At 44.9% G+C, this 17304-nt stretch carries 15 protein-coding genes; 4 read left to right on the top strand and 11 right to left on the bottom strand.

From position 1 onward, the window contains the following. Positions 1-71 precede the first annotated feature (71 nt). From DYADSP32_RS25960 to DYADSP32_RS25950, 3 genes are all read right to left on the bottom strand, one after another. Positions 72-410, bottom strand: coding sequence for a helix-turn-helix transcriptional regulator (locus DYADSP32_RS25960; RefSeq protein ID WP_149240035.1), 339 nt, complete (start codon positions 408-410; stop codon positions 72-74). A 361-nt stretch (positions 411-771) separates the two neighbouring features. Continuing rightward, positions 772-1188: a PH domain-containing protein gene (locus DYADSP32_RS25955; RefSeq protein WP_149240036.1), complete on the bottom strand. Its 417-nt coding sequence runs from the start codon at positions 1186-1188 to the stop codon at positions 772-774. Positions 1189-1198: 10 nt separating this feature from the next. Further along, positions 1199-1651, bottom strand: coding sequence for a PH domain-containing protein (locus DYADSP32_RS25950; RefSeq protein WP_149240037.1), 453 nt, complete (start codon positions 1649-1651; stop codon positions 1199-1201). 196 nt (positions 1652-1847) lie between these two features. On the opposite strand from DYADSP32_RS25950, the gene DYADSP32_RS25945 reads away from it, so the two are divergent. Further along, the gene (locus DYADSP32_RS25945; RefSeq protein WP_149240038.1) at positions 1848-4109 is read left to right on the top strand and encodes a heavy metal translocating P-type ATPase; all 2262 of its coding nucleotides are present in this window, start codon (positions 1848-1850) and stop codon (positions 4107-4109) included. 27 nt (positions 4110-4136) lie between these two features. Here the strand turns inward: DYADSP32_RS25945 and DYADSP32_RS25940 are convergent, their stop codons facing one another. The 3 genes from DYADSP32_RS25940 to DYADSP32_RS25930 form a co-directional block, all read right to left on the bottom strand. Next, on the bottom strand, positions 4137-4874 hold the full coding sequence (locus DYADSP32_RS25940; RefSeq protein ID WP_149240039.1) for an FtsX-like permease family protein: 738 nt from the start codon (positions 4872-4874) through the stop codon (positions 4137-4139). A 205-nt stretch (positions 4875-5079) separates the two neighbouring features. Further along, positions 5080-7707 (bottom strand): ABC transporter permease, encoded by a 2628-nt coding sequence (locus tag DYADSP32_RS25935; RefSeq protein WP_414618066.1) that lies wholly within the window; start codon positions 7705-7707, stop codon positions 5080-5082. 74 nt (positions 7708-7781) lie between these two features. After that, positions 7782-8135: a helix-turn-helix transcriptional regulator gene (locus DYADSP32_RS25930; protein ID WP_149240040.1), complete on the bottom strand. Its 354-nt coding sequence runs from the start codon at positions 8133-8135 to the stop codon at positions 7782-7784. A gap of 205 nt (positions 8136-8340) precedes the next feature. Here DYADSP32_RS25930 and DYADSP32_RS25925 point away from each other — a divergent pair, with 205 nt between their 5' ends. Further along, positions 8341-8685: a cupin domain-containing protein gene (locus tag DYADSP32_RS25925; protein ID WP_149240041.1), complete on the top strand. Its 345-nt coding sequence runs from the start codon at positions 8341-8343 to the stop codon at positions 8683-8685. Positions 8686-8897: 212 nt separating this feature from the next. On the opposite strand, the gene DYADSP32_RS25920 is transcribed toward DYADSP32_RS25925, so the two are convergent. From DYADSP32_RS25920 to DYADSP32_RS25910, 3 genes are all read right to left on the bottom strand, one after another. Continuing rightward, positions 8898-9815: a helix-turn-helix transcriptional regulator gene (locus tag DYADSP32_RS25920; protein ID WP_149240042.1), complete on the bottom strand. Its 918-nt coding sequence runs from the start codon at positions 9813-9815 to the stop codon at positions 8898-8900. 107 nt (positions 9816-9922) lie between these two features. Further along, a complete protein-coding gene (locus DYADSP32_RS25915; RefSeq protein ID WP_149240043.1) occupies positions 9923-10933 on the bottom strand; it encodes an aldo/keto reductase in 1011 nt (336 codons plus the stop codon). Between the two features lie 210 nt (positions 10934-11143). Then, positions 11144-11488, bottom strand: coding sequence for a hypothetical protein (locus DYADSP32_RS25910; protein WP_149240044.1), 345 nt, complete (start codon positions 11486-11488; stop codon positions 11144-11146). Between the two features lie 296 nt (positions 11489-11784). Between DYADSP32_RS25910 and DYADSP32_RS25905 the strand changes: the two genes are divergently transcribed. Next, positions 11785-13092 (top strand): OmpA family protein, encoded by a 1308-nt coding sequence (locus DYADSP32_RS25905; protein ID WP_149240045.1) that lies wholly within the window; start codon positions 11785-11787, stop codon positions 13090-13092. Positions 13093-13220: 128 nt separating this feature from the next. On the opposite strand, the gene DYADSP32_RS25900 is transcribed toward DYADSP32_RS25905, so the two are convergent. Continuing rightward, on the bottom strand, positions 13221-13796 hold the full coding sequence (locus tag DYADSP32_RS25900) for an SIS domain-containing protein (protein ID WP_149240046.1): 576 nt from the start codon (positions 13794-13796) through the stop codon (positions 13221-13223). 21 nt (positions 13797-13817) lie between these two features. Then, positions 13818-14759: an ROK family protein gene (locus DYADSP32_RS25895; protein ID WP_149240047.1), complete on the bottom strand. Its 942-nt coding sequence runs from the start codon at positions 14757-14759 to the stop codon at positions 13818-13820. A 400-nt stretch (positions 14760-15159) separates the two neighbouring features. On the opposite strand from DYADSP32_RS25895, the gene DYADSP32_RS25890 reads away from it, so the two are divergent. After that, positions 15160-17028, top strand: coding sequence for a gamma-glutamyltransferase (locus tag DYADSP32_RS25890; RefSeq protein ID WP_149240048.1), 1869 nt, complete (start codon positions 15160-15162; stop codon positions 17026-17028). Positions 17029-17304 lie beyond the last annotated feature (276 nt).

Here is a 17304-nt window from a genome sequence, read left to right as displayed (position 1 = left end):
CTTACCAAACTTGACTACAAATGACTACTTCGTCACCCCTTCCTCCTTCATCCCTCGTCCCAAAATTTTCCCTATCCTCCTATCAATTGAAGAGTGGATGGCGGCAGCGCATTCCATAATTCCTCCCGAACCTCTTTTACCTCGCGAAGTGCCTTTCGACCGAAAGCTGTAATCGTAAAAAGCCGCTTGCGTCTCCCACCCCTTTCAGCCGTGGCACCGCCCATTTCCGAAGACAAAAATCCTTTTTCTTCCATCCGTTGTAACGTGGTATGGACCGTGCTGAATCCGACGGACCGGCCAGTTTTTTGTTCCAGCTCCTGGGTGACCGTTACGGCATAAGCGCCTTCACCCAATATAGCGACTGTCAATAAAACCAATTCTTCAAACTCTCCCAGAAAGGTTCGTTTCATAACAATTTCGATTTATTCCGATTATGTAGGGCAAATGCTGTGCCATGTTTAAGATATAGCCATTGCATGCTGGAAACAAAGAATTTCAGCGAAACACCAAAAAACAGGTGTTCAGTTTTGAACAGTAGGCGTACTGTAACGGACGGTGTAAAAATGAGGTTTAATGTAGAGGCCAGGGGTACCAGCCGGTAGAAGCAACGCTGGTAATTTCTAACGACTGTCAAGTATTAATCAATCTAAAAATCCGCGTTCATCACCTCTTTTCCGTTCTGATCATACACGTGCAGGTAATCCACTTCACCCGATCCCTGAAACCGAAAAACGAACCCGACCACTTTGCCCGCGTCGGAGGCAAATGCGACTATACAACAAGAATCCGCGGATTGACTGCCTGCACAAGCGCGACAAAATCTTCTGATTCTGAGGGAGAAATATAAATTTCCTCAGAAGGACTAAAACAAATATGTAAACGCTCTTTGGACAGTGCTGGAGCCGGCAGGCTGTTGCGTTTCGCATCTACTGCAGTAATGGAGCGAATGTCGATAACTTTTTTTCGACCCGGGACACGATGACTTACAATCTCCAACCTCCCATTGTCCGAAATTGTGTAACTGGTTGAAAAATATTGAGCGAGAATGACCCCAACCGGCATCCCGAGTAAAGGAAGCATATACCAACTACCTGAAACAAGAGTCAATATCAGTACCAAAACCAGGTAGACCAGGTATGGCCAGAAAAGGAGTAAATCAACGCGTGATCTGAAAATTTTGGTCATCATTTTGTACAGGTTAACTTAAATTAGGTTCAGCAATGTTGTACTTCTCCATCTTTACTAGCACAATATCGGGATTAGCTGCCAACAAGGAACGAACAAATTCATTTGCTTTGCGGGGCGTCACGTGCACCTTCTTGTTGCGACTATAGCTAATTTCAAAGCCATCCACGGCCATCGCCGGGGAATCTACTCTGACCCTCGACGGCGCTACTGAAATGATATCTTTTACATCAATATCTAAGAAAAAGAACCAGCCATTTTTGATAAGCAATCGTTTTTCAGGAGTAATGCAGTACCATAATCGAAGGTAGGAAAAGATTTGAGAGGCGAATTGCATGCCAGATAGCCAAATCACGAGAGAGCCTGATTTAAAGAAAACCTGTGCAAAAACGCCTGCAGTTAACATAACAGCAGGTAAAGCCTCCGATATGCCCATTTTGGACCTATATTTTTCAGCTTTCTTCATGATATATTTAGCGTTGACGAAGCTGTAAAAGTAAAAATCTAACAAATAAATTCATACATTAAATTAAAAAACGCTTCATGACCGGTTGAAAAATGCAGCCAAACATTCCCAGTTCGATAATCATACAACACCCAACGCAAATTATGTAATCACGGCCGCGCTGCCTCACCTTATCTTTGTAAAAAAGAACTGAATCATGGAGAGCGAAATCATTCGAAACATAGAGAATAAAAAAATCAATGTTGACAAATTAATCAAACAAACCTTTCCCGTGCTAGGGATGTCTTGTGCTGCATGCGCGGTGAGCGTTGAAAGTATGCTAAAATCGACCGCCGGTGTTTATGATGCGGGCGTCAACTATGCCAGCCAAACTGCCTGGGCAGAATATGAAAACAGTGTAAAACCCGCCGATCTTCAGAATGCGATCCGGGCAATCGGATATGATCTCATTGTAGATTCGGAAGATCCACAGTTGGAACAACAGCAGGTCCAGGATCGGGAATATGAAGCATTAAAGAAGCGAACCATACTGGCAGCTGCACTTTCACTACCGGTCGTGATCATTGGCATGTTTTTCATGAATATTCCCTTTGCCAACTGGATTATGATGGCTCTGTCTTTCCCGGTTGTATTTGTACTCGGGCAAAATTTTTTCAAAAATGCGATCCTACAGGCAAAACTGGGAAAAGCCAATATGGATACGCTTGTTGCGCTAAGCACAGGAATAGCGTTTCTATTCAGTTTTTTTAACACCGTCTATCCGGAGTTCTGGCATGCCCGCGGCTTGCATGCACATGTATATTACGAGGCAGCTGCGGTGGTTATTGCTTTTATTTTATTAGGCAAAATGCTGGAAGAAAAAGCCAAGTCCAATACGTCGTCCGCGATCAAGAAACTGATGGGTTTGCAGCCAAAAACTGTTCTGGCGATTGTGAATGGCACAGAACTGAAAATCCCGATTTCTCAGGTACAGGTTGGTTACACCTTGTTGGTGAAGCCCGGTGAAAGAATTGCCGTAGATGGCCAGGTCAGCTTGGGAAGCTCCTTTGTGGATGAAAGTATGATCAGTGGAGAACCGGTTGCAGTCGCAAAAAACAAGGGCGAAAAAGTTTTTGCAGGGACAATCAATCAAAAGGGGAGTTTTCAGTTCGTGGCGCAAAAAGTTGGCGGAGACACCATTTTGGCGCAGATCATCCGCATGGTACAGGAAGCGCAGGGGAGCAAGGCACCGGTACAAAAATTAGTCGATAAAATTGCGGGCATATTTGTACCAATCGTTATGGGTATAGCGATTCTTACATTTGCGGTCTGGATGATCTTTGGTGGCGAAAACGCATTTACACATGCCTTACTCACATCTGTTACCGTGCTTGTCATCGCATGCCCATGTGCGTTGGGACTTGCAACCCCAACCGCCATTATGGTGGGTGTTGGAAAGGGTGCAGAAAATAACATTCTGATCAAAGACGCCGAAAGCCTTGAACTGGCCCACAAAGTCAATGCGATAATTCTTGACAAAACCGGGACCATTACCGAGGGCAAACCCATGGTAACTGAAGCAATGTGGGAAGAAGGTGATCAAATGCATAGCCTCAGGAAACAGATTCTGTATGCGATGGAATCCCGATCTGAGCATCCATTAGCCGAAGCGGTAGTATCAAACCTGAGGGCAGAAGGCGTGGAAACCATCTCCCTGGATAGATTCGAAAGTATAACAGGTCAGGGAATAATGGCCTTAAAAGATGACATACAGTACTTTGCCGGGAACAAAAAACTGATGGATCACAATGGCATTTCACCTGGACAGTCGCTTGTTTCAAAAATACAACAGTGGCAAAACGAGGCGATGACAGTCATCTACTTCGGTTCCGAAGGGCAGGTTATTGCGGCTATTGCCATTGGCGATAAAATAAAAGCTACTTCCCGGGAGGCGATTCAAACGCTTCGAAATCGCGGAATTGAAGTCTATATGCTCACCGGAGACAATGCACAGACCGCCGCCGCAGTTGCGTCGCAAGTTGGACTTCGTCACTACGAAGCAGAGGTGATGCCATCCGACAAGGCTGCTTTCATTAAAGAACTTCAGGCACAAGGAAGAGTCGTAGCGATGGTAGGTGACGGAATTAATGACAGCCATGCACTTGCCCAGGCCGACGTAAGTATTGCGATGGGAAAAGGATCGGATATTGCCATGGATGTGGCCAAAATGACCCTGATCACTTCGGATCTGAATATGGTACCCAAGGCACTGTTGCTTTCTGATAAGACTGTGAAGACAATCAGGCAAAACCTTTTTTGGGCGTTTATCTATAACCTGATCGGTCTCCCCCTTGCCGCCGGCATACTTTATCCATTCAACGGTTTTTTGCTGGATCCCATGATCGCTGGCGCTGCAATGGCCTTAAGCTCCGTATCGGTGGTTGGCAATAGTCTTCGGTTAAAGGCCGCGAAGATTTGAGGGCAGAGGCTTGGGAACGCCATGCCCTTAATCACTTTTCAGCGATTTCACCGGGTTTCTCAAGGCCGCTTTGATGCTTTGGAAGCTTACCGTAAGCAGCGCAACAATCGCCATCAGTAAACCTGTCAGTGCAAACGTCCACCAATGAATCTGTATTTTAAATTCAAAATTCTGCAGCCATCCGCTCATGGCATACCATGCAATCGGGGAAGCAACTACCGTGGCGATCAATACCAGTTTCAGAAAGTCCGCAGACAGCAATGTAATGATACTGGCGATGGAAGCCCCTAAAACTTTGCGAACACCAATTTCTTTGGTGCGCTGTTCGGCAGTAAAAGTTGCAAGTCCAAACAGACCAAGACATGCTATCAAAACCGCCAGAAGCGTAGCGACCTCTATCATTTGAGCTGTCCGTTTTTCCGATCTGTACGCTTCCGCAAGCGTTTCATCCAAAAAGCTATAATCAAACACCTGATTAGGGAAAATTGCCAGCCATGCCTTTTCTATGTGTGCCAAAGCTGATTGAAGAGACTCCGCATCCCGCTTCTCACTCTGCAGCTTAATATTGGCTTGGTAAAAATTGTTGGGCACAACCTGAATCAGCGTCGGATCTATTTTTTGATGCAATGAATTGACATTAAAGTTTTTAGCTACGTCAACGATCGTCGCAAACTGCTGACTATCTCCAAAGTAGATCCTTTGCCCAATCGCTTCTGCCGGACGTAAAATTCCTGCACGATTGAGAAATATTTCATTAGCAATCACTTTTAAATCAGCTGTATCGGCGTGGCGCTATACGCAAACTCTGATGAAGATCTCCCAAAATAGGTTCCACCAAATGCGGCGCGAGGAAACATTTGAGGAGTCGGTCGGCGAGTGGTGGAGGTGCTTGTTTCATAATATATTTTGTGGAGGAAGGGAGGAAGAATCCAGACATATACGTCCTTCCTAGATTTTTCCATTTTTCCCGTCATTCACTTCGTAAGCTCTTCACCGGATCCATCAAGGCTGCCTTAATGCTTTGAAAACTGATTGTCAGCAGTGCAACTATCAATGACAGTAAACCAGCCAACGCAAAGACCCACCAGCCTATATCAATTTTATATGCAAAATTCAGCAACCATTGATTCATGACATGCCACGCAATGGGCGAAGCAATGACAATAGCGATGAGTACCAGCTTTACAAAATCTTTGGACAGCAAAGACACAATGCTCGCTACGGATGCGCCTAAGACTTTACGAACACCAATCTCCTTTACACGTTGCTCAGCCGTAAAAGCTGCCAAACCAAATAATCCAAGGCAAGCAATGAAAATAGCCAGGAGTGCGAAAATGGTTGAAAGAGTACCGACCACAGTTTCTCCTCTGTAAATTTTTTGATATTCGTTATCTACAAATGAATAGGTAAACGGGAACTTGGGATTCAGTTTCTTATAGACTTTTTCAATGCCTTCAAGTGCAACCTTAGTTTGCCCGGGCTGGGTTCGTATTAGAATATTGCCGTAATATTCGTTAGCCAGGCGAATGATCAGTGGTGTGATCGGTTGATGAAGTGAGTTGAAATGAAAATCTTCGATCACGCCTACAATTTTTCCGGGTTTGCTCCAAAAAGTGAGTGGCTGCCCGATTGGATCTTTATAACCAATGCGTTTAGCTGCTGCCTGATTGATAAGATAGTTGCTGGAATCAGTTCCAAAATGCTGAGAAAAATCACGGCCGCCAACAAATTTTAGTTTCAAAGTTTTTGCGAAATCGTAACCTACGGCTGTGTTATTAAATGAAATAGCGGCATCAGGATCCTTTCCGGTCCAGCTCACACCTTCGGTCGTGCTGCCATTTCCCAAAGGACCTCCATACATATTTGTGACAGATTGTATGCCACCCAGAGCCAACAACTGCTGCTTGAACAGTGGATAAATTTTCGTTAATTCCCCTTCGACAGGGATATTAATCAAATTTTCGCGCTCAAAACCCAGGTTCTTGGTTTGAATGTATTGAAGTTGCTGGTAAACAACTACCGTTCCTACAATTAAAAGCATGGACATAATGAACTGGAAAACCACTAAACCACGCCGAAATAACTGAACACCAAAGCCATTACCAAGACGTGACAACGAGCCAGCGCCTTTGAGGACTTTAATCGGGTTAAGAGAAGACAAGAATAGCGCAGGATAACTACCAGATAAAATCCCTATGACAAGCAACAATCCGGATAAACCCACCCAAAACAATGGCTGCTTCCATGGCAGAAATAATTGCTTGTCGGTTAGTTGATTAAAAACGGGCAAAACAATGATAACCAACGCAAGAGCTGTTATCATGGAAAGAGCCGTCAGAAGCATCGCTTCACTCATAAATTGACCGATGAGAGATGCATGTCCAGCTCCTACCACTTTACGAACCCCCACTTCTCTGGCTCTTTCTGCAGACCTTGCTGTGGCCAGATTCATAAAATTGATGACGGCGATAAGCAATAAAAACACGGCTACAACAGCCAGTAACCTTACATACTCGATACGACCGCCATCGGGATAGCCATCCTTAAAGCTGGAATAGAGATGTGCCTCAGTTTCCGGTTGAAGAAAAAGATTGATATAGAACGTCTTGCTAAAATCGGTGTTACGTCCCTTCAGAAACCATTTGAGCTTATCATTAAATTTGTTGGGATCGGTATCCGGCCGGAGTTGAAACCTTGTTTTAGGGCCAGCATTAGTCCATTCTTTCATCCAGGAATTTTTGGCCAGAAATTCCTGCCAGTTTAGTAAGAACTCATATTGATCAGACGAACTATCAGGCAAATTTTCAAAAACAGCCGTCACTTGATAGTTTACAGTATTGTCAAATTGAACGGTTTTGCCAATGGCCATTTCTGGATTACCAAAATAAATTTCTGCAAGTTTTCGTGAAATTGCGAGACTATTCGGTGCGTTGAGTGCGCTGGAAGGTTCGCCGGCAAGAACTGGAATGCCGTACATCTTAAACCAATCGGTCCCGGCGTAACAGCCGGTTTGTCTGGCAGTTTTATTTCCTACTGAAAGTACATGCTCTTCCTGCCAGGAAAAGCCCGCCGCATGAACCACTTCCGGAAATTGCTTTTTGAGTTCATCCGCCAGTATGCCAGGCGTATTATCGTCTGCAACAACTTTACCATCGGTGAATTCACGTTCCATGATACGAAACAAATTTGTAGCGTTGTCGTATTGCCTGCCAATGCTTAATTCGTCGTGTATCCACAGGAAAATGAGTAAACTGGAAGCCATACCAAGTGCCAAACCCAAGATATTTATTCCGGAAAAAGCTCTGTTGCGAACCAGATTTCTCCTGGCAATTTTGAAATAATTATGTATCATATAGTGGCTGAATAATAAGGATGATGAAAATTCTGCTACGTCAGAGGACTGTTTTTGCTTTTTGATATATCTTGGTTTTACAAATCCCAAAACCTCCCACCAGTAAAGCCAGCGCGCTTTTCTGACTCCCAGACGCTTCCGATTATACTCATAAGCTTCATATAGATCACCTTGCACGGCCTCAAGCAAATGCGGAGCAAGAAACCATTTCAGAAAGCGGTCGGCGAGTGGTGGTGGTGGTGACATGCGTCTATCGGGTTTTATAACCTTGGTTTGTGGGCATGGGGCGCCGGGCTTGGGGTGGCAGGTTCCCCCTGCCCTTATCCCACCGCCGTATTCTCCTGTACAACAAGCTTAAACGGATTTACCAGCCGGTTCCAGAAACTCACCCTGACCTCCTGAATTTCCTGTAAAGTCCGGTGCCCGTAAGCTGTTACCGTAAACAGCCGTTTTCGTCTCCCGCCACGTTCCGCGGTAGGCTCCCCGAGTATTGACTTCACCATCCCCTTTTCCTCTAATCGCTGTAAGGCCGAATGCACCTGATTCAATCGTAAATCCCGGCCGGTTTGTTCCACAATTTCATGCATAAGCGCCACGCCATAAGCTTGTCCTTCCATTACCGCTACGGTCAGCAGGACTATTTCTTCAAACTCTCCCAGATAGGTTCGTTTCATACATTCGTATATTTTCCATTTTTGCTGATCAAATAGTAAGCCAAAGACTGACAAGTACAATAACTATTTGAATTTCAATAAATTAAACCAATTTACTGAACAGAATATTGTCCGTTTCCGAACAGTATTCTGTTCGATATAGGACTATAAACTTTCAGCGGCATCCTGATGTTGGTAATGTTATACTTCAAAACAATCATTATCCATGCCATTTGTAGATTATAATTCAGGAAAAATCGTAAAGATCTGGGAAGGAATTTCCGGCACAATTGCGCATTCTGACCAAGCCACATATTGCCGGTTCACGATTAAGGATGGGATCATTTTACCGGTGCACAGCCATGTCCACGAACAGTGGTGCCACGTGCTCGAAGGCGAGCTGGAGTTCAATATTGACGGGGAGAAAAAGCTACTGACAGCGGGAATGTCCGCCTACATTCCGTCCTGGACGCCGCATTCAGCTGTAGCACTTACAGAGTGTAAGGTTTTGGACTGCTTTACACCAGTCAGGGAAGATTTCAGGGAATTGGAGAAAAATGCAGGGCTCTGATTTTTTTGAAAACGGTGTTGACTTCCAAATACTGCCCCAACAGATTTTAACAAACACCGTAAATGACATTGTATGAATTTTAGATTAAACAAATAATATCAATATTGATTATTGAAATTATCTGATTAATCTACTCAATCCATACTTGCTCATCCTGATTCCTAAGAGACAGCGATGGACAGGATTGAGCTATCCTGCGGTTATTATTCATGCTAGTTACTTACAACCTTTTTCCTGAAAGTTGCCGGCGTGACCCCCGTTTTGCTTTTAAATAAACGGCTGAAATATTGCGGATACTCAAACCCCAGCCTAAAGGCCGTTTCGTTAATACTCAGGCTGGTTGTAAGTAAAATCTCCTTGGCCTTCTCGATGAGTCCATTGTGAATGTGTTGCTGCGCATTCTGTCCTGTGACCGATCGAAGCATATCGCTCAGGTAATGCGGCGAAACATTCAATTTAGCGGCAAGTTCAGCCACCGTCGGCAACTGTGTTAGATGATCGTCATTCAAAATCTGAGTTAACAACGCTTCAAAACGGGCAATCGGCTCCTGTTCCGAATGACGACGGGTAATAAACTGTCTGTTGTAAAACCGATTTGAATAATTCAATAAAACTTCGATGTGGGAAACGATCACATCCTGACTGAATGCGTCGATAGGCTGCTGGTATTCGGTACGAATATCTCCGATAATTCGCTCAATGACGGTCTCTTCTTTTTCGGAAAGGTGCAACGCCTCGTTCATCTCGTATGAGAAGAAACCATATTCCGTCATTTTTTTGATCAGCGGATATTTCTGAATAAAATCCGGATGAATGAGTAACATCCAGCCACTGATCTCCGAGACATTGATAAGTCTGTTGATCGTAAAAACCTGTTTTGGCGAAGAAAACCCCAACACGCCGTTACTGAAATCATAATATTTACGCCCATAGCCCAGCCGTCCGTCAATATTTTTTTTGAGAAAAATACTGTAAAAGTCATGAATCAGTTTGTCCCCTGGTAAGTCAGGGAAGCTTCTGTTACAGCTCAAATCAATCAGGCTAATCAGCGGATGCTCTGGCTGAGGCAGTTGCATAATGCGACTATACTCTGAAAGGGAGTGGATGATGTAAGGACTGTCGTTTTTCATTTGAACACTTTACACGAAAACAGGAAAGTGCCGGATAAAGTTGGCATTTTCCTGTTGATTAAAATCATTTTCAATATTTGACTGGCAAGAATCTACACGTCCGCATGTTACAGGTTCACTCCTGCCATCGAAGTCTGGTCATAGCGGTCGCCTGATATGATTCCCACTGGTACAATTGATTCTAATTTTTCAAGCTCGGCGGGAGATAAAGTGACACTTGCTGCTGCCACGTTGTCTTCCAGATACTTGACACGTTTCGTTCCAGGAATAGGAACAGTTCCCTTTCCGACTGCCCATGCAATCGCCAGTTGAGATTCGGTTATATTCTTTTCTGCGGCAAGCAACTGCACTGCCTTGACCAGTTCAAGATTTTTGTAAAAGTTATCACCCTGAAAACGAGGAATGGACCTTCTAAAATCATCGGCCGGGAAATCGTCAGGCGTTTTCAGATCGCCGGTCAAAAAGCCGCGACCCAGTGGCGAATAGGAAACAAAACCGATTCCCAGCTCACGAACAGCATCAAAAAGACCATTCTCTTCAGGGCTGCGCTCAAATAGTGAATACTCAGTTTGTACTGCGCTGATGGGGTGAATGGCGTGAGCCTTACGTAGTGTTTCGGCGGAAACCTCGGATAAACCAATGTAGCCTACCTTGCCCGATTGCACCAATTCCGCCATCGCGCCAACGGTATCTTCAATCGGCGTTTCCGGATCCACGCGGTGGAGATAGTACAAGTCGATGTAATCGGTGTCCAAATTTTTAAGGGAACGGTCAATGGCCTTTTTAACATAATCCGGCCGGCCATTGATACGCCAGGTCAGCTGCTCGTCATCATCGACTTCATAGCCAAATTTGGTAGCGATGATATATTTTCCACGGTTTCCGGCAATGGCTTTGCTGATAAGTCTTTCATTTAGTAAAGGACCATAAAGGTCAGCTGTGTCCAAGAAATTCACGCCCAGTTCCAACGCCCTGTGAATGGTTGCTATCGATTCTTTTTCGTCCGCAACTCCATAAATATTTCCTCCCGCGATGGTGGTCATCCCCATGCACCCAAGCCCCTCAACGGGCACTTCCAAACCCTGACTTCCAAGATTTACTTTCTTTATACTGCTCATATTAATCATGATTTGATTCAAAATTTCAACAGTACAAAATTGGCAAACAGAAATCTATCAGGGGTATACAAAACGGAGGATTTTGTATACAGAATGGATGGAATTGATCGAAAGTTTGGAGGTTATTTACAACCAAAGAAAAAAGCTAAAAAACACAGCGATTGATTACCGCTGAGTCACGTATAGGCGTTCACGGAATGTATAGGCATACTAATCCTTCTTCTTCCTACTTTTTACTGCTTCGGGAGAAGTACCATCAACCGTTTTTACAGTCGTTTTCTTCTTTCTCACCGAATAACTGGTCAGTGTGTCTGCTCCGGGTCGGCCCGTACTACTTCGCCCGTCGATGGTACCAGTGGTACTCGAGGTCCCGTTGTCGTTCAATATGGGTGCATTTTCCTTGGTTTTTAGACTGTCTTTACGCGTCAGGTGCTTTGTTGACTTCCTTACAGTCTTCCTCTGATAAGTTTGATGACTTCCCGACTCCGATTGAGCAAAAAGAAACGCAGGGGCTGACATTGCGAGGATAATCATCATTATTTTAATCGCTTTCATAAGATCGTGTGTTTTGTTGACTGTCAAGGATATCGCTGGTGAAAGGTTTTGTCATTAAAAATATCATTCCAATTTGTACATATGGAAAAATAAAAGCATCCACTGCATCAGTTTGCAGACCTTGTAGCGTATCGCCAAGTACTGCAACCTGTTTTGCAACCGCGGATAAAATCAGAGTAAGATGTTGTTAGTATTAATCAACACGGCCTTTCAACTATTTTATTAGTTTTACGTGAATCAGGGTTTACAAAATCCTATCTTCATTTTAAAAAACGGAAACCTATTTTCTATCAGCCATGTTTTCTCTCCTATTTTTACTAACCCTCAGCACCTCTGCGCCACAGGTAGAACTGTCACGAGCACCAAACGACAGTCTCAGGATTTACGGCAGCTGCTGGGATATGGCTACGGGTATTGATCTGAAAGCGCGGGTGATTGCCACAGTCGATGAAAGGAATGTGGTAGTGGGGGAAAGCGATGAAAATGGATTGTTTGATATACCCATTTCTGTTTCTACCAGCGACCTTACTTTCGAGTCGAAAGGTTACCGAACCATCACAACGCCTGTTCATTTCCTGGGTGAGACAAAAAAGGAGGATCGCTTTCGCATCTATTTCAAAATGATAGCACTCGATTCCCAGCAAGTTGCCAGGCCTTTAAATGGCTTATCCAAAGGCAAAAAGGTATTGGAACAAGCTGATGATATTCCCAAGTCGAATTTCCAGGTGCGGGACGCCTATCTGGGTAAAGCACTGACCGCCAAAATCTGCCTTACTTTTAAGCGTACAGGACGCACCTACTGCCTCGATACCGACTCCACCAGCGCGCCCACCGCGTCATTTGTAGGAGAGCTTGATCAAATTGACTTGAAAGTCACTTCAGCAGGCTTTCAGGATTATGAAGGCAGTCTCAAATCAGAAAACACCGGCACAGGCGAAGTGATCTATCAAATAAAACTCCAGAAGGTGGTGCTGCCGATTGTGTCAATGACATTCAATGCTCCAGACAGTTTACCCATCGAATACCGCAGTAAGGGTTCCGGCTCTGCGTGGCTGCCATACCTTAAGGGAAGCCCATGGAAAGAGATCATGTTTGAAAACGCACTTCTTGGTGAGCAAACCCTAAATGCGGTCCACACGGGCAGCAACACCACTTTAAGCAGTGAGCGCTATACCATTAAACCAGGGCTGAATTTCAAATCCATCCATGTGAGCGGACCGGAATCAATGAAGGAAATTGTAATGCCAGTGAATAATATAGTGAACGCTTTTCAAAACCGCACGCTCCATTTCGACCAAAGCAGCTATGAGATGAGACAGGAAACTAAGTTGACGCTGGATTCCATTTCAGAATTTCTCAGAAGTCAGCGGGATGCGAAAGCAAGGATAACCGGCCATAGCGATAATGTAGGCAAGCGAGATTTAAACCTCATGCTCTCTGAACACCGTGCGCGGGTTGTGGCGCATTATCTGAAAAAGAAAGGTGTGCAGCCACAGCAGATCTCGCTGACCTACAAAGGTCCGGACGCACCCATAGCGCCCAATGATACCGAGGAGAACAAAGTCAAAAACAGGAGGGTGGAGATTCAGGTAGGGAAGTTGTGATCCGATCAGTCACCCGGGCCAACGCCGGTTTCTATAGAAAATTGATGGATTGGCCTCAGCAAGAGATGATGCTTGCATGCAAAAGAGAAGCAGGTCCACCCTATCCTGAGTGAACCTGGCTCAGAAATCTAATTTTCCTTCTGCAGCGCCTCATTTTCCATAAATGCATAGCAAATGACATGGCATATTCCCATGTGGGCATCCTCCACGCGACCGTAATGCAGATCGTCGATAACAACAGCCAGATCTGATTTCTCGCCCAATACTCCTACCTTACCACCTACCAGTGAAATGGTGTACATGCCTAATTCATCGGCTGCTTCAAGAGCCTTTACCAGATTCGGCGAATTACCACTTACACTCATACTGAAAAGAATATCACCCGGACGACCGAAATTAGCTAGTTGCCGGGAGAACACCTCTTCATAACTATAATCATTTCCCAATGCTGTCATCCAGCTGACATTATCGTTCAGCGACAGGCAGCGAAACCGTCTGTAAGTTTTATCGGATGCACCTTTTCCCAAATCAGTTATAAAGTGACTTGCATTGGCAGCACTCCCGCCATTGCCAATAACAAAAATCTGGCGATCGCTCTTAAGTGCTTCTTTAAATTTTTCAATAATCTCAGAAATTTGACCGGCTGGAATACCTGCTAGGGTATCCTGCTGCTTTTGGAAATAGTTTTTGATGTAGGATTCCATATAAATAAATTGGTAAAATAATTACGATTCAATACTGATGCTTAAAGCCAATGCACCCATCGGAACAACATCTTCACCAAGGCCTGCGAGTGCTATTCGGGGCATTGGATGCAAGGCTTTCATCACAAAATGAGGTAGTTTTTGTGCTACACCAAACCGGAGCGGCTCACCGATCAGGGATATACCTCCACCCAAAATGATTATATCCGGATTAAACAGATGAACCACGTGCGACAACCCCAAAGATAACCGGGCAACAAGATTTTGCAAAATCTCCGCAGCTACTTCACAACCCTGAGTTAATGCCGGGGCCAGAAAGCGCGCCTCACCACCACCTTTTTCATCTGCTGTCAGTCTGGAAATAATGCTATCCGGATGGTGAGCGGCCGCCTCCCTTATTTGGGAATCCACGGCCCAGCCAGCACAAAGGCTTTCCAGCGTGGTACCGTTTTCAGTCAATCGTAAATGCCCAATTTCACTTTCTCCCTGCGATCGGCCATGATAAAGTGTGCCATTCTGCACCAACCCACCTCCCACGCCACTTCCAATGGTCATGTAAAAAACCGTATCGTAATTGCGTCCGGCCCCGTACGTTGCCTCGCCCAACGCAGCCACATTAGCGTCGTTTTCAATCTGCACCCGCGATGCTGTAAGATCTTCCAGCCATGCTGCCAGTGGAAAACCTGACCACCCGCCTATTTGATGCGACACACCAATGACACCAGAATGCCGGTCTACCGGACCTCCAAAACCGACTCCGGTTCCGATGATTACAAATTCATTCCTTATTTCTTCAATTCCCTGCCTGATCTGTTCCTGTATCCCTGCCGCTCCCAGCTCCTTGATCACGTTATACCGCCAACGTTTCAACACTTCGCCACCTTTTGTATAAACGATCAGTTGCAATTTGGTGCCCCCGATTTCAACGGAAAGGTAGGAATTCTTTTTACTGCTTAAATCCATTTGATTTCAACGACTGCTTCAACTGAACAGAATTTAAATATCCAAATGTAAAGATATACGACTATTAACGAGTAATGGGCCCTTACTCTCAATTTTCATCCTATTATAATCCGGACATGGAGTGTACGTAAAAAAGATTACTCTCAATTGGGATGAACAAATCAGGTTTGGCGAATCTTATACTTTCTGTGATCAGGTTAAAACAATTGATTTCACACAAAGATCTCCTCCCCGATTATATTTGCAACAAATCGACAGACCAGAGGGAATTAACCCAAGTCATGATTTTCTTTATTTTTCGCTACTTTTATACAGCTAAGAACGACTGAGAACCAAGGTGGTTCAATGCATTTTGAGTTTTAAAAGCACCATTTCCATATCTTCTGATCCGCCAAACGTGATGAAACCAAAACGCTTATACTCCATTCTTCTGCTTCTATGTATTACAGGTTATACACTGGCCCAGTCTTTCAACAATTTTCCTGTAACCACCCAAAAACCGCCACTTCACGGCAAACACTGGATGGCGATTACCGGGAAACCTTTGGCTGCAACAGCTGGTGCGATGATTTTCAGCCAGGGTGGCAATGCGATTGACGCATCCTGTGCGATGCTTGCAGCTACCTGCACCATGTGGGATGTGCTGAGCTGGGGCGGAGAAACACAGGCATTGATCTACAATCCAAAAACAAAAAAAGTCATAGCAATCAACGCAATGGGCGTAGCTCCAACAGGTGCAACCGCCGATTTTTTTAAGAATAAGGGAATGAAATATCCGCCAGAGTACGGTCCATTGGCGGCTACAACGCCAGGAACAGCCGGAGGCCTTCTGACCATGCTGGCCGAATACGGAAAAATGAGTCTGAAGGATGTTTTAAAACCGGCCATGCAGCTTGCGGAAGGCTACCCCATTGAGGGACAAACCGCCAACGCCATCGAGAATAACAAGGCATTGATAAAGGGTTGGCCGTATTCCAAAAAAGTATTCCTTCCGCACTACGGCAACAAAAGAGAAGCACCTGATGCTGGAGAAATTTTTGTTCAAAAAGACCTGCTCACCACCCTGCAAAAACTGGTTGACACGGAGCAGCTGGCTTTGAAAAATGGCAAAAGCAGGAAGGAAGCAATCTATGCAGCTTATGACCGGTTCTACAAGGGCGATATAGCCAAAGAAATTGCAAGAGCATGCCAGGAACAGGGCGGGCTGATTACCGAAAAGGACATGGCCAATTGGAAGGTGAAAATTGAGGAACCATTGATGACCAATTACAAGGGAATTGAAGTTTACAAAATGCAACAGTGGACACAGGGGCCCGTTATGCTGCAGGCACTGAATATGCTTGAAAACTTCGACCTCAAAAGTATGGGATACAATTCATCAAAGTACATTCATACCATGTATCAAGTGATGAACCTAGCCTTTGCTGACCGCGATTTTTATTATGGCGATCCGGCTTTCGCGCCGGAAGAACCCATGAAGGGCCTGCTGTCTAAGGAATATGCACGGGAGCGTATCAAACTCATCAATTGGGAAATGAATGACCCAAAGGTTCTGCCCGGCGACCCCTACCCTTTTGAAGAAAAAAAGAACCCCTATACCGAACAGATCAAATCCTGGGGCAATTTTCACGCATCTTTGGATAGAAATAAGCATGGCCTGGACGGAAAATATCTGGAAGAGTTCACCGCCGGAACCACATCTGTTGAAGCTGCTGACGAGGAAGGCTGGGTGGTATCGATCACGCCAAGCGGCGGCTGGGTACCTGCCTGTATTGCCGGAAATACAGGTGTTGGTCTTAGCCAGCGCATGCAATCGTTCGTACTGGATGCCCGGGAAAACCCTTTCAATGTAGTGGAACCCGGAAAGCGTCCACGTGTGACGCTAACGCCGAGCCTGGCTTTAATGGATGGCAAACCGTTTCTGTCTTTTGCAAAGCAAGCTGGCGACGAACAGGATCAGCTATTACTGCAATTTTTTCTAAACATCGTTGAATTCGGAATGACCGTTCAGGAATCTACCGAAGCGCCGAGTTTTAAAACGCTTCAAATGTACAGCACCTTTGGGGAACATGAAAAGTTACCTGGCGGACTCATCCTCAATGAGGCTATGCCGCCCTGGACCCGGAAAGAATTATCGCGAATGGGTTACAAACTCACCTACCAGCCAAGAACCAGTGGCCCCATCAACGCCATCTATTTTGACTGGCAGCACGGAAGCTTCTGGGGCGGATCGAGCAATCATGGGGAGGACTATGGGATTGGATGGTAAGGTGATCAGAAATGGTATATCCGTGTTGAGATATGCATCCAAAACCGTTAAAAAACTTTATGTGAATCAAAGAATTAAATTCAATTCCCACCCTGTACATCATCGTTTCGGATACCACGTTTGTTCTTTTTAATCGCGTCTTTCAGTTTTCCAAACTTATAATTCAAGCTAAAATTGAAAGATCTGAAATAATCATAACGGTAATACTGTTCCAGATTTAGGATATCAATCAATTCTTCGTCCAAAAATTTGTATTCATTGGTAATTTCTAAAACT

It is taken from the genome of Dyadobacter sp. 32, assembly GCF_902506755.1.
Lineage (GTDB): Bacteria > Bacteroidota > Bacteroidia > Cytophagales > Spirosomataceae > Dyadobacter.
This window is presented reverse-complemented; position numbering and strand designations above follow the sequence as displayed.

What these genes read in the sequence shown, in the direction of transcription:
- DYADSP32_RS25920 (WP_149240042.1), bottom strand. Translation starts at nt 9,815, where the DNA reads ATGAAAAACGACAGTCCTTACATCATCCACTCCCTTTCAGAGTATAGT.
- DYADSP32_RS25935 (WP_414618066.1), bottom strand. Translation starts at nt 7,707, where the DNA reads ATGTCACCACCACCACCACTCGCCGACCGCTTTCTGAAATGGTTTCTT.
- DYADSP32_RS25930 (WP_149240040.1), bottom strand. Translation starts at nt 8,135, where the DNA reads ATGAAACGAACCTATCTGGGAGAGTTTGAAGAAATAGTCCTGCTGACC.
- DYADSP32_RS25895 (WP_149240047.1), bottom strand. Translation starts at nt 14,759, where the DNA reads ATGGATTTAAGCAGTAAAAAGAATTCCTACCTTTCCGTTGAAATCGGG.
- DYADSP32_RS25950 (WP_149240037.1), bottom strand. Translation starts at nt 1,651, where the DNA reads ATGAAGAAAGCTGAAAAATATAGGTCCAAAATGGGCATATCGGAGGCT.
- DYADSP32_RS25890 (WP_149240048.1), top strand. Translation starts at nt 15,160, where the DNA reads ATGAAACCAAAACGCTTATACTCCATTCTTCTGCTTCTATGTATTACA.
- DYADSP32_RS25915 (WP_149240043.1), bottom strand. Translation starts at nt 10,933, where the DNA reads ATGAGCAGTATAAAGAAAGTAAATCTTGGAAGTCAGGGTTTGGAAGTG.
- DYADSP32_RS25945 (WP_149240038.1), top strand. Translation starts at nt 1,848, where the DNA reads ATGGAGAGCGAAATCATTCGAAACATAGAGAATAAAAAAATCAATGTT.
- DYADSP32_RS25900 (WP_149240046.1), bottom strand. Translation starts at nt 13,796, where the DNA reads ATGGAATCCTACATCAAAAACTATTTCCAAAAGCAGCAGGATACCCTA.
- DYADSP32_RS25910 (WP_149240044.1), bottom strand. Translation starts at nt 11,488, where the DNA reads ATGAAAGCGATTAAAATAATGATGATTATCCTCGCAATGTCAGCCCCT.
- DYADSP32_RS25925 (WP_149240041.1), top strand. Translation starts at nt 8,341, where the DNA reads ATGCCATTTGTAGATTATAATTCAGGAAAAATCGTAAAGATCTGGGAA.
- DYADSP32_RS25955 (WP_149240036.1), bottom strand. Translation starts at nt 1,188, where the DNA reads ATGATGACCAAAATTTTCAGATCACGCGTTGATTTACTCCTTTTCTGG.
- DYADSP32_RS25960 (WP_149240035.1), bottom strand. Translation starts at nt 410, where the DNA reads ATGAAACGAACCTTTCTGGGAGAGTTTGAAGAATTGGTTTTATTGACA.
- DYADSP32_RS25905 (WP_149240045.1), top strand. Translation starts at nt 11,785, where the DNA reads ATGTTTTCTCTCCTATTTTTACTAACCCTCAGCACCTCTGCGCCACAG.